The sequence below is a fragment of the Salinivibrio sp. MA607 genome (assembly GCF_001996245.1).
GTDB lineage: Bacteria > Pseudomonadota > Gammaproteobacteria > Enterobacterales > Vibrionaceae > Salinivibrio > Salinivibrio costicola.
In genome coordinates, this window is the sequence record NZ_MUFJ01000029.1 from 1 (window position 1) to 12,948 (window position 12,948).

Consider the following 12,948-nt stretch of genomic DNA (forward strand, 5'->3'; position numbering starts at 1 on the left):
ATACAATATTACATATATTAATACGCCACATTGTTCATTATTTGCAAGTTATTCGCAATCCTAGCGTATAGTTTTATTGGCGTTTTGATTCTTGTGTCTAAAAAAATAGAATGCGCGTCGTTTATCATTGGCATGGAAAAGGAATAGAACGCCTGACAACGAGCCGATGATTTTTCAAACATAAACAGTTGCGATAGTGAGCACGATGTGTAGAATGCACTTCGCTTAACGTAGAGGTGCGTTGTTTATGAGTCGTGCGCAAGAGGGTGATACCGATGAGGGCGCATAAAAGGAAACAATGCCGAAGCCAATCAGGTCATCACACCGATTGAGCTGGGGCTGTTACCGAATAGGAGCAGCACTGCCATAGTACTTAGAAACACACTATGGAGCGCTACTGTATGTAGGAGGCAAGTTGTTTGCCGTGTAATACCACGCCTTACCGTCTTCGTTTCTGCAGTAGATCTCCAACCACCTGGTTGATATTGAGATCATGAACTTAACAGACTTTTCTTCATCCGCTTTATCACTGCTTCCTCCGTTGCTGGCCTTGGGTCTCGCGATTGCAACTCGACGTGTCTTATTGTCGTTGGGTATGGGGATAATCCTTGGCACCGTATTACTGACGGATTTTTCACTTGTGCCCGCTAGTCAGTATTTACTGGACGTGATCACTGGCTTATTTATCGCTGATGGCGGTTTAAACAGCTGGAACTTGAGTATCCTCGCCTTTTTAATATTATTGGGCATGATTACCGCGTTATTATCCTTATCGGGGGGGACGCGCGCGTTTGCGAATTGGGCACAAAGCCGGATTAAGAGTAAACGTGGTGCGAAGTTACTGGCTGCTTTTCTTGGGGTATTCATCTTTGTTGATGATTACTTTAATAGCTTAGCGGTAGGGGCCGTTTCTCGCCCAGTCACGGATCGTTTTCATGTTTCACGGGCAAAACTTGCCTATATTCTCGACTCGACAGCGGCGCCTATGTGTGTGATTACACCGGCCTCCAGCTGGGGTGCCTATATCATTACCGTTATTGGCTCTATCTTGGTTGCGCATGGTGTTACCGATTACACCGCACTGGGTGCGTTTGTCATCATGATTCCGATGAACTTTTATGCCATTTTTGCGCTGCTGTTAGTGTTTGCCGTGGTCTGGTTTCAGCTTGATATTGGCCCCATGCGCCAATTTGAATACCAAGCAAAAAAAGGCAGCCGATTAGGTGATGAAAGCGAACATTGTGCTGATATTTGCGATGATTTAGGCATCGAAGAAAGTGAAAATGGCAGTGTAGCGGATCTGGTGGCTCCGATAGTCGTGCTAGTGATCGCCACGATTAGCGCCATGCTTTACACCGGTGCGCAATCTTTAGCCGCTGATCATCATGCATTCTCTATCCTGGGAGCGTTTGAGAATACCGACGTCGGCATGTCATTACTGTGGGGCGGACTGGCCGGCCTGTTTGTTGCGCTAGTGATGACGGTTAAACAAGGCATTGCTAAGCCCGATATTGCGAAGACGTTATGGGTCGGCGCTAAATCAATGTTTGGTGCGATTCTTATATTGCTATTTGCTTGGTCGATTGGCCATATCATTGGTGATTTACAAACGGGTAAATATTTATCCTCGTTAGTACAAGGTAACCTACCTGCTCAATTGTTACCTGTGGTTTTATTTTTATTGGCGGCAGTGATGGCATTCGCCACGGGCACGTCGTGGGGCACATTTGGTATTATGCTCCCGATTGCGGGGGATCTTGCGGCAGCGACGGATATTGCGCTGATGTTGCCGATGCTGTCTGCGGTATTAGCCGGTGCTGTATTTGGCGATCATTGTTCTCCTATCTCAGATACCACCATTTTATCCTCAACAGGGGCGCGCTGTGGGCATATTGACCACGTCGCCACGCAGCTACCTTATGCAATCGGGGGCGCAGTCGTTGCGACATTTGGCTTTTTAGTGCTTGGCTTTACCGCCTCTTTGTTATGGTCATTAGCCGCGTCGATGCTGGCGTTCATTCTTTTGTGCTCGGGGTTACTTTGGCTTAAAAAGCGGCCCTGTCAATTGAAAGGATAGTCGTTCAAGCCCCGCATAAACGGGGCTTTTCTTTTTCTGCGGGTTCGGTAGCATGCCGGTGTATTGAATGATGTTGGCCCTGAAGTAGGGCGTTACGTGTAGAGACAGTTATGGCCCAGTTATATTTTTACTATTCGGCAATGAATGCCGGTAAATCGACCACCTTGTTGCAATCTGCGTTCAATTATCAAGAGCGTGGGATGCAGCCTTTACTGTTCACCGCCGCGATCGATAATCGCTATGGGCAAGGTAAAATAAGTTCACGTATAGGCCTGGACGCGGATGCACATCTGTATGACAACCAAACGTCGCTGTTTGAGCATGTGGCGGCCATTTTATCTCAGGACAAAGTCGACTGTTTGTTAATTGACGAGAGCCAGTTTTTAACTAAGCAGCAAGTACTGGAACTGACCGATGTCGTGGATAAATTGCGGATCCCTGTCCTATGTTATGGTTTGCGTACCGATTTTCGTGGTGAATTGTTTGAAGGGTCACAGTACTTACTCGCGTGGGCTGACAAATTGGTGGAGCTTAAAACTGTGTGTCATTGTGGGCGTAAAGCCAGTCGTGTCATTCGGCAAGACACTGAAGGCAACGCGATTGCAGATGGCGATCAGGTTGTGATTGGGGGCAATGAACGTTATGTGTCTGTTTGTCGTCGCCACTACAAGCAGATGCTCGGACTGCTCTGAGCAATGGAACCTGTGTGACACACTGAAAAGACAAAAAAGGCGAGCAACAGCTCGCCTTTTCTTCAATTTGGCCGATCGGGGTCAGTGCTATTTCACTGCCTCTTGATCGACTGGCACAATTTGGCTGGCATGGTAGCCTTTGGGTCCTTCCTCGACTTCGTAGCTGACGGTTTGCCCCGCTTTTAATGTCTTATATCCATCCATTTGAATCGTAGAGTAGTGAGCGAATACGTCTCCTTCCCCTTCTCCTGGACAAATAAAGCCAAATCCTTTTGCATTGTTAAACCATTTTACTGTACCAGTTTCCATGCGACACATCCTTCTTGCATCAAACTTTGCATACCTCGTGATAAACGCCTTGTCACCTTCTGGTTAGCCTTGAGCTTGGGATTCCCCCTGGCGCAGACTGACCGAAGCCAGCTTGGTCATTTACCTACCACACAATCCACTTTAGTAGATACTTTTAGGCAGTCAAGCGCTGGCTATAACATATAACAAGAATGTAATAATAAATCGAAAAAGTGTGAGGGAGTGACGATAATTCATTAAAGAACAGACATGTCATTTGCATGAATGTCGGACTGTTATCGATGCTTTTTCGCTCGTGATAAGTGTTGTTTTTATGGTTTGTTTTATATAACACATTGTTTAATAATATTTTGTTTGAGAATTTTGTTTTTTGTTGTGATTTGACGTTGTTTGCCGGCGCGGTATCGAGTTTACGAAGGCGTGTTAGCGCCAAATGCGTAAACATGAAGGTTTATTGAATAATTGTAAGAAGAAAGAACACAGGATAAGCGAACATATGATCCTGCTTGCGTGGTGATAGCCCATCGGGTAGGTGTATGTCTGCCTTTTTTTTTGTGCACGCATACAGGCACCCGGTTGGTAACACATTTTCATGGGCTTTGGCATAGTCAGTGAACGAATTTGCGTGTTTCACCCTATATATATGTGCAACGATAAAGCACTACCATGATTAACAATTGCTCAGACAAACGATGTTCGCATTGAAAAGGTTGCTGGAATACAATCTGTAGCTTAACTTTAAAGACAGGTGGACGGGATTCGTGGATGGCAGTGCTGCCCCGCCACACAATGAGCCTTGATACCCTAACAATGCATTGAAGTGGTTATGAGTAATTGGAATCAATGGGGTTTGCCTGACGCAGAGCTTGAGGCGTCAGAAAAAACTAAGTTACAACCGCCATCGATGTACAAGGTGGTGCTCAACAATGATGACTACACTCCCATGGAGTTTGTTATCGAAGTGCTCCAGACGTTTTTTGCCATGGATGTGGACAAAGCGACACAAGTCATGCTGGCGGTGCACTATGAAGGAAAAGCGGTCTGCGGTGTGTTTACTGCCGAGGTCGCTGAAACGAAAGTGGCACAGGTAATGATGTATGCCAAAGAGCATGGCCATCCGCTACTGTGCACGATGGAGAAAGCGTAAGCTGCTTCATCACGCTTTAGCGCGGTTTTTGAGGGAGGTGCCTTTATGCTTAACAAAGAACTTGAAGCAAGTTTGAACGGCGCGTTTGCACGTGCGCGTGAAAAACGCCACGAATTTATGACGGTGGAGCACCTGCTTCTCGCGTTAATCGAAAATGCGGCGGCGCATGAAGCGCTGGTGGCATGCCGAGCTGATCTGGAGGCGCTACGCAAAGAACTCGACGCGTTTATTGAACAAACCACACCGCTGATCCCGGCGGATGATGAGTCGCGAGAAACACAACCCACGTTGAGCTTCCAGCGCGTCTTGCAACGGGCCGTGTTCCATGTTCAGTCATCGGGGCGCAGCGAAGTCAGTGGTGCGAACGTGCTTGTCGCTATCTTCAGTGAGCAAGAGTCGCATGCGGCTTATTTATTGAAGAAAAATGATGTCAGCCGCTTAGACGTGGTGAACTATATCTCCCACGGCACCACCAAAGACGACAGTGAAGATCTTCCCAGTAGTGATATGGGGACAGAAGAAGCGGGCGCCGACCCAGGTGAAGATCGCTTAGAAAACTTTGCTACCAACCTAAACCAGTTGGCGCGCGTCGGTGGCATAGATCCCTTGATTGGTCGTGACAAAGAGCTTGAGCGAACCATTCAGGTGCTGTGCCGTCGTCGCAAGAACAATCCATTGCTGGTGGGGGAAGCCGGCGTGGGTAAAACAGCGATTGCCGAAGGGCTGGCGTGGCGCATTGTCGAAGGCCAAGTGCCCGATGTCATTAAAGACTGCGTCATCTATTCGCTAGATATTGGCTCGCTCTTGGCGGGGACCAAGTATCGCGGTGATTTCGAGAAACGCTTTAAATCAATTTTAAAGCAGCTTGAGAAAGAAGATCATGCCGTACTTTTCATTGATGAGATCCACACTATCATTGGCGCGGGTGCGGCAAGTGGCGGCCAAGTCGATGCTGCAAACTTGATCAAGCCGCTACTGAGCAGCGGTAAGTTACGTTGTATTGGTTCGACAACCTACCAAGAGTACGGCTCTATCTTTGAGAAAGAGCGTGCATTGGCGCGTCGCTTCCAAAAAATTGATGTGTTGGAGCCGTCTATCGACGATACCACCAAGATCTTGATGGGCTTGAAACCGAAATACGAAGCGCATCATGAAGTGCGGTATACCAACAAAGCGATTCGTGCGGCGGTTGAGTTGTCGGCAAAATACATCAATGAGCGCCACCTTCCTGACAAGGCGATTGACGTGATTGATGAAGCGGGCGCGCGATGCCGAATGGCACCTGCGAGTAAGCGTAAAAAAACCGTCAACGTGCCTGATGTTGAAACCATGATTGCAAAAATGGCACGGATCCCGGAGAAGTCGATATCTTCTTCCGATAAAGATGTGCTGCAGTCGCTAGACGACAAACTTAAGATGTTGGTGTTTGGGCAAGATACTGCGATAACGGCATTGTCAGAGGCGATTAAACTCAGTCGTGCCGGCTTGGGTGATGATAACAAACCCGTGGGGTCGTTCTTGTTTGCTGGGCCAACAGGTGTGGGCAAAACAGAGGTGACCGTGCAGCTTGCGCGTGCCATGGGCATTGAACTCCAACGTTTTGATATGTCCGAATACATGGAGCGTCACACCGTCAGCCGCTTGATTGGTGCACCACCAGGTTATGTTGGCTACGATCAAGGCGGCCTGCTGACGGATGCGGTGATTAAGCATCCTTACAGTGTGGTGCTGCTTGATGAGATCGAGAAAGCGCATCCTGACGTGTTTAATTTGTTACTCCAAGTCATGGATAATGGCACACTGACTGACAACAATGGCCGCAAAGCCGATTTCCGTAATGTTATCTTGGTGATGACAACCAACGCCGGGGTGGCGGAAACGGTACGTAAGTCCATCGGTTTGATTCAGCAGGATCACAGCCATGATGCAATGTCGGAAATTAAAAAGGTATTTTCACCTGAGTTCCGTAATCGTCTCGACAATATCATCTGGTTCAATCACTTGGATGAGCAGGTCATCTTGCAAGTGGTGGATAAATTTATTGTTGAGCTGCAAGCGCAACTGGATGCTAAAGGTGTTTCACTCGAAGTGACATCGGAAGCCAAACAGTGGTTGGCAGAAGAGGGCTACGATAAGTCGATGGGTGCGCGACCGATGGGGCGTGTGATTCAAGATAATCTGAAAAAACCATTAGCGAACGAACTGCTCTTTGGTTGTTTGGTCAATGGAGGAACGGTTCGAGTGGTATTGAAAAACAACCGCTTGGACTTCCAGTTCAGTGATCAAATGGAGCCAGCGTAACGGCAGTTGCTCACGTAAGTGTTCATTAAAGTAAGCGTTCACCAAAGCAAAACCCGGCCTGAGAGCCGGGTTTTTTTGACCGCGTTCGGAGGATTAACGCGAACGGAAAACGATGCGACCTTTCGACAAATCGTAAGGGGTCATTTCAACAGTGACTTTGTCGCCGGTCAGGATGCGGATGTAGTGCTTACGCATCTTGCCTGAAATGTGGGCAGTCACCACGTGACCGTTTTCTAGTTCTACGCGGAACATAGTGTTAGGCAGCGTATCCAATACGGTGCCTTGCATTTCAATTACGTCTTCTTTTGCCATTGAATCCTCTTAGGCTTATTCTGATAGCCAATTTTTTGACCGACAGATAATGCCTCTATTCTGAAAGTCTGTAAAGTTCGGGTGCGAATTTTACCCTGTTGGGGCGCACCTTGCTAGAAAAAATAGCGACTATTGTGGAATAACTGGCCAGGAAAAGGCCCGCCACTGCTGATTAATAAAGCGTTGGTGGGGATAATAGTCCGCTTTATAGCGCATCGCGGCGCAGGCATCGATTTGGTAGCCCAAATACAGCCAAGGTAACTGCATCGATTTTGCTAGCTGGAGTTGCGCTTGAATACTCACACGTCCTAATGAAAATCGGTGCTGGGGGTCAAAAAACGTATATAAGGCACTAAGGCCGTCATCCACCACATCGATCACTGCCACGGCGATCAAGCGTGAACGCTGTTCTTCATTTTGATACAGATGAATAAAGCGCGGGGTTAGCCAATCACTATGGATAAAATCTAAGAAGTCTTGCCGTTTGGCCGGGTACATGTTGCCCTCTGAGTGACGGGCGGTAATATAGCGGTCATACAACTCGAACCAGTGGTCATCTAACTGGTCACTGACGTGCATAGTGAGACGCTTGAGCTGGCTGCGATGCCGCTTTTGACTTTTTGATGGGCGGTAATGGTCGACATCGACTCTCAACGCTTGGCAAGCCTGACAAGAAGGGCAATGAGGACGGTAGATGAGATGACCGCTTCGCCGAAAGCCTGCCGCTAACAGCGCGCCATAACGTTCGCGTTGATGGTATTCTGGAGACATCACCACCGCGAGTTGCTCAGTTTGATCAGTAAGATACTGGCAATCAGCGCCTGGTGTGACTCCAACTTGGATTCCAACACTCATGTTATTCTCCAATCGGCAAGACGTTGCGGTGGGTAGCCATCAGCAATAGGGCGGTCACGATGTGCGTGAAGCGTGTCGATAAACGTATGACGTGACCAAGGTTGCGCACCTAATGACGCTAAATGCGGTGTCATCATTTGGCAATCAATATATTGCCCTCCTTGGTGAGCAAAATATTGGCTGAATTGCCACAGCGCGAATTTAGACCCATTCGTTGTGCTTGAAAACATGGACTCACCGCAGAAAATGGCCCCCACCGACACACCGTATAATCCGCCGACTAATGTATTGCCTTGCCATACTTCCACGCTGTGGGCATCACCTTGATGATGAAGCTGGCAATAGGCCGCTTGCATTTCGTGCGTGATCCAAGTTTGCTCCGGCCCTCGAATCTCGGCACAGATAGCAATAACGCGCTCAAAGGCCTGATTCAAGGTAACCGTCATTCCGGACTTTCTCGCTGCTTTTTGTAAGCTTCTGCTGGCGTGAAACTCGGTTGGCTGAATGATGGCCCGCTCACTGGGTGACCACCATAACAGCGGGTCATCTTCACCAAACCACGGGAAAATCCCATTGCGATACGCAGACATTAGCCGAGCAGGGCTAAGATCCCCCCCGATGGCAAGCAAGCCATCGGGATGATCCAGCGCCTCGGTGACGGGAGGAAAACGAACGTCATCTTGCGCTAAAGGAGGCAAATAGAGGGTCATCGTGTGCTCTCTGATTTACAGCCGATGCATCAATTGTGCATAGCGTCCATTGGCATCGATCAATGACTGATGCGTGCCTTGTTCAATAATCTGACCGGCATCCATTAAGCAGACAGTGTCCACCTGCTCCAAGCCAACAAGACGATGGGTAATGATCACCACTGTTTTATCTTGGCAATGGGTTTTCAATAAAGACAGGATTTCGGCTTCAGTTTGCACATCTAAGCCTTCTGTCGGTTCATCTAAGAGCATAATCGGGGCCGAATGCAATAAACCACGCGCGATACCTAAACGACGGCGCTCACCGCCTGATAACTGGCGTCCACCATCGCCTAGCCAGGTGTCTAAGCCTTGCCCTTCTAATAGACGCGCTAACCCGACCTGCGTCAATGCGTGAGATAATGCCGAGTCTGAGGCATTTGGACGGGCGAGAATGAGATTATCGCGGAGTGAGCCGTTAAAGAGATCAACCCGTTGCGTCACCACAGACATAGCATCACGTAACCTAGACTCATCCCACTCGCTCAACGGAACACCATCGAGTGTAATTTGCCCCTGAGTCGGATCCCATGCACGCGTCAGCAAGCTCATAAGGGTCGACTTACCACAACCTGTACGACCTAATAGCGCGACGGTTTGCCCTGCTGTGATGTCCAGCGAGACCCTTGATACCGCCTCTTGTGCCGCCCCAGGGTATTGATAGCTCACCTTATTCAAGCCAATTGAACCTGTTACCGGTCCTTTGTGGCCATCGAGAGGGAAAGGAACACTGGGTGGGCGTTCTGTGATGGCGTTGAGCCGTTTTGCGGCTGTGAGCGTTTTGCCTAAATACTGGAAAGCTGCCGTAATCGGCATCATCAGCTCAAAGCTTGCCATGGTCGTAAACGCTACCATGGCGATGAGGGGGCCTGGTGCACGATCGCCAACGCCATCAGCTGCCAGCCAAATCATCAAGACTAACGTGAGTCCGGTGGCTGCGATTAGCACGGCGTTAGCCCATCCTGTGATACGGGCCATATTCGCTTGCGCGTTGAGCATCGCTTGTTCGCTGTCGTCAATGCGCGCACGATATCGCTCACGAGCGCCAAATAAGGCTAATTCTGCATGGCCTTGCAGCCAATCTAGCAGGGCAACGCGGGTTGCGGCATTTTGTTCTAGTTGATCTCGGCCCTGATCCTTGCCCAGACGATAGAAAACGATAGGTAGACTGACAAGCAGTACCAGCAAACTCAGACCCAAGGCAATACCAAGCGTCGGATCAAACCAGCCCAAGAATAAGCTCACGGCTAATACGCCCAGTACACCCACAATCATGGGGCTAATAAGGCGTAGATAAACATGATCCATGGCGTCGACATCCGCCACCATGCGGTTAAGCAAATCACCATCACGCATATTCAGACGATGGTCGGGGACTAACGGCGCCAATTTACGGAAAAACGACACGCGGAGATCAGCAAGCAACTTGAAAGTAGCGTTATGGCTGACCACACGTTCCGCCCAACGACCAAAGGTGCGCCCAATAGAAAACCCACGCACGCCCGCGGCTGGCAACATATAGTTAAAGGTGGCGATGCCTGCGATACCGGCCACTGCCGCTGCGGCAATGAACCAGCCAGAGAGAGTGAGCAAGCCAATGGCGGCAAATAAAGTGGCAAACGCGAGGACAATGCCCAAACTTAAGCCAAACCAATGACGTTTATACAAGCGTAGATACGGCAGGAGTTCACGCATCAAGATTTCTCCTATCGGCTGAAGCCAGCATCTCTGCCAGCGGCCCTGTGTGCGCTAATTGATGATACTGGCCTTGTTGAACCAGCTTTCCGTCGGCCATCAACCAGACTTGATCACTGTTAGCCAGTGCATCTAGACGGTGAGAGACCTGGATGCAGGTTTTAGCTTGAGTGGCAGCATGTAAGCTTTCAATGACCAGCTTTTCACTGTGTGCATCCAGGCTCGCAGTCGGTTCATCTAGCACCCATAACGCACCGTCTTGCAACAAGGCGCGTGCGACAGCGACACGCTGCGCTTGGCCGACGGATAAGCCGCCATTGCGATCACCGACGGCGTGCGCAAGGCCATTTTTTAACCGCATCACGAATTCATCCACATAGGCTTGTGTCATCACCTGGTTAATCGTTTCTGGACTCGCATCGGGGTTGGCGAGCGCGATATTATCGCGAATACTGCCATGGAACAGTTGTGGATTTTGTCCCACCCAGCTAATGGCTTGTCGCCAATGCGAAAGTGCCAGCTCACTGCGTTCACAGCCATTAATGGTCAAGCTACCTCGGTAGGGAAGAAAGCCGAGTAACGCATTGAGTAAGCTAGATTTTCCGGCGCCACTCACGCCAACCAGTGCGATATGTTCACCGGGCTTAATATGAAAATTCATGGGACCGGCGAGTACCTGGCCATCAGGGCTGAGCACTTCGAGATCCTCGGCAGTGATGGTGACCGTGGACAGGTCAGGAGTTGCTTCTCCTTGCGTGCCTGTATCAGGCTCAGCGTTTAAAAATGTGACAATCGATTCAGCAGCCCCAATCGCTTGCGCTTTGGCATGATAAAAGGTACCGAGATCGCGAAGCGGTTGGTAAAACTCCGGTGCCAGCACCAGCACAAACAAGCCGGTAAAGAGCGAAATAGGCGCACCATAATGACCAAAGTCAAGCTCACCGATAAAACTAAAACCAAAATACACCGCCACAACCGCAATCGAAATCGCCGTAAAAAACTCAAGCACCGCAGAAGATAGGAACGCGAGACGTAATACTTCCATCGTTCGTTGACGGAACGTATGTGACGCCAGGTGTAACTGATCGGCTTCGGCATCAACGCGATTAAATAGTTTTAGTGTGGGTAGGCCACGCAAACGATCGTAAAAATAGCCGGATAAACGCTGCAGTGCTTTAAAATTCTTGCGGTTAGCATCGGCAGCTTTCATCCCGACCAGTGCCATAAACAGGGGAACCAGCGGTGCTGTGATTAAAAAGATCAGCCCAGATGCCCAATTGATTGGAAACACGACGACTAAAATCACTAAGGGGATCAAGACTGCGATCGCCATTTGGGGTAAGTAACGAGCGAAAAAGTCCTGTAACTCCTCAACCTGCTCAAGGATCAGGCTTGCCCAGCTCCCCGCGGGTCGCCCTTGAATACTCACAGGTCCAAGCGCATGAAGTCGGTTGAGTATTAACTGGCGAATGTGTTGCCGAATGACCTCACCACAGCGATAGCCAGTTTGTTCTTTGGCCCAACTACACCCAGCACGGGCTAAAACAACGCCGACCAATGTGAGAAAACTTGGCAGTAAGGCGTATTTATCGGTTTGCTCAATAATCAGTTGATGCAGCAGGTGGGCAAGAAGTGCTGCTTGGGCAATCAAAAGCACACCAGAGAGGAGTGCAATGCTAATCGTCGCAACTAACCAGGGTTTGGCTAACGTGCTCTGCGACTTGAGCCATTGGGTTAGCGCCCGCTGTTTAGATTTATCCATATCATCTTATTATTCTATCAAAGCCTGCCAACAGGCTGGGCAGGCCATCGAATGATAGCCTGCATGAGCGCGAGAAATTACTGATTCGCGAGTGCGTCGAGATAACGCTCGGCATCTAGAGCCGCCATACAGCCGGTCCCTGCAGAGGTAATCGCTTGACGGTATACGTGGTCCATGACATCACCAGCCGCAAATACGCCTTCGACGCTTGTCTGGGTTGCATTGCCACTTAGGCCTGATTCAACCTGGATATAGCCGTTTTCCATTTTCAGCTGGTCAGCAAAGATGTCTGTGTTAGGTTTATGGCCAACCGCAACAAAAACACCCATCACATCAAGGGTTTCGGTCTCATCGCTTTGTGTGTCTTTTAAGCGCGCTTGTGTCACGCCCATTTCATCGCCCAACACTTCATCCAATACCCGGTTAGTGTGCAGGACAATATTACCGTTCTTCACTTTGTCCATCATACGATCGACCAAAATTTTCTCAGCACGGAAGGTATCGCGACGATGGACAACATGCACTTCAGAGGCGATGTTAGAAAGGTATAACGCCTCTTCGACTGCTGTATTACCGCCACCAATTACCGCCACTTTTTGGTTGCGATAGAAAAAGCCATCACAGGTCGCACAGGCGGATACACCACGTCCCTTGAACGCGTCTTCAGACGGTAAGCCAAGGTATTGCGCAGATGCCCCCGTCGAAATAATCAAGGCATCGCAAGTGAACTCGCCGTTGTCGCCTTTTAGGCGGAAAGGGCGTGAGGATAAATCCACGTCATTGATGTGATCAAAAATAATCTCGGTATCGAATTTTTCTGCGTGGGCTTTCATGCGATCCATTAATGCGGGACCGGTTAGTCCTTCCGGATCGCCAGGCCAGTTTTCAACATCCGTGGTGGTGGTCAGCTGACCCCCTTGTTGCATGCCTGTTACCATAACAGGGTTTAAATTGGCACGAGCCGCGTAAACAGCCGCGGTGTAGCCCGCTGGGCCTGAACCAAGAATCAATAGGTTCGCATGCTTAATGTTACTCATTCACGTCTCCGA

The 12,948-nt window shown here is 49.4% G+C and carries 11 protein-coding genes and 1 riboswitch; of the genes, 4 read left to right on the forward strand and 7 right to left on the reverse strand.

Annotated elements, in window-relative coordinates:
• The first annotated feature begins 223 nt into the window (after positions 1-223).
• Positions 224-405: riboswitch (Lysine riboswitch) on the forward strand.
• A gap of 88 nt (positions 406-493) precedes the next feature.
• Positions 494-2,077 carry a Na+/H+ antiporter NhaC family protein gene (locus BZG81_RS12615; RefSeq protein WP_077677551.1) on the forward strand — a complete coding sequence of 528 codons (1,584 nt, stop codon included), beginning with the start codon at positions 494-496 and terminating at the stop codon, positions 2,075-2,077.
• A gap of 110 nt (positions 2,078-2,187) precedes the next feature.
• Positions 2,188-2,769, forward strand: a complete 582-nt coding sequence (locus BZG81_RS12620; RefSeq protein ID WP_077460184.1) for a thymidine kinase — start codon at positions 2,188-2,190, stop codon at positions 2,767-2,769.
• A gap of 87 nt (positions 2,770-2,856) precedes the next feature.
• Here BZG81_RS12620 and cspD read toward each other — a convergent pair whose 3' ends face one another.
• On the reverse strand, positions 2,857-3,078 hold the full coding sequence (cspD, locus tag BZG81_RS12625; RefSeq protein ID WP_021022429.1) for a cold shock domain-containing protein CspD: 222 nt from the start codon (positions 3,076-3,078) through the stop codon (positions 2,857-2,859).
• An 826-nt stretch (positions 3,079-3,904) separates the two neighbouring features.
• Here cspD and clpS point away from each other — a divergent pair.
• Together clpS and clpA are read left to right on the forward strand one after the other, a co-directional pair.
• Entirely contained in the window at positions 3,905-4,225 is a 321-nt protein-coding gene (gene clpS, locus BZG81_RS12635) for an ATP-dependent Clp protease adapter ClpS (RefSeq protein WP_021022427.1), read from the forward strand.
• Positions 4,226-4,270: 45 nt separating this feature from the next.
• The gene (clpA, locus tag BZG81_RS12640) at positions 4,271-6,526 is read left to right on the forward strand and encodes an ATP-dependent Clp protease ATP-binding subunit ClpA (RefSeq protein ID WP_077575859.1); all 2,256 of its coding nucleotides are present in this window, start codon (positions 4,271-4,273) and stop codon (positions 6,524-6,526) included.
• Between the two features lie 93 nt (positions 6,527-6,619).
• Here clpA and infA read toward each other — a convergent pair whose 3' ends face one another.
• From infA to trxB, 6 genes are all read right to left on the reverse strand, one after another.
• A complete protein-coding gene (gene infA, locus BZG81_RS12645; RefSeq protein ID WP_021022425.1) occupies positions 6,620-6,838 on the reverse strand; it encodes a translation initiation factor IF-1 in 219 nt (72 codons plus the stop codon).
• Positions 6,839-6,967: 129 nt separating this feature from the next.
• Complete coding sequence (locus BZG81_RS12650; RefSeq protein WP_077575858.1) at positions 6,968-7,693, reverse strand: arginyltransferase; 726 nt, start codon at positions 7,691-7,693, stop codon at positions 6,968-6,970.
• Positions 7,690-8,403 (reverse strand): leucyl/phenylalanyl-tRNA--protein transferase, encoded by a 714-nt coding sequence (gene aat / locus BZG81_RS12655; protein WP_077677553.1) that lies wholly within the window; start codon positions 8,401-8,403, stop codon positions 7,690-7,692. Before aat ends, BZG81_RS12650 begins: the two co-directional genes overlap by 4 nt.
• Before the next feature lie 15 nt (positions 8,404-8,418).
• On the reverse strand, positions 8,419-10,137 hold the full coding sequence (gene cydC, locus BZG81_RS12660; protein ID WP_077668834.1) for a heme ABC transporter ATP-binding protein/permease CydC: 1,719 nt from the start codon (positions 10,135-10,137) through the stop codon (positions 8,419-8,421).
• Entirely contained in the window at positions 10,130-11,899 is a 1,770-nt protein-coding gene (gene cydD, locus BZG81_RS12665; protein ID WP_077677554.1) for a heme ABC transporter permease/ATP-binding protein CydD, read from the reverse strand. The genes cydC and cydD overlap by 8 nt, the downstream gene beginning before the upstream one ends.
• Before the next feature lie 77 nt (positions 11,900-11,976).
• Positions 11,977-12,936 carry a thioredoxin-disulfide reductase gene (gene trxB / locus BZG81_RS12670; protein WP_077677555.1) on the reverse strand — a complete coding sequence of 320 codons (960 nt, stop codon included), beginning with the start codon at positions 12,934-12,936 and terminating at the stop codon, positions 11,977-11,979.
• Positions 12,937-12,948: the final 12 nt, after the last annotated feature.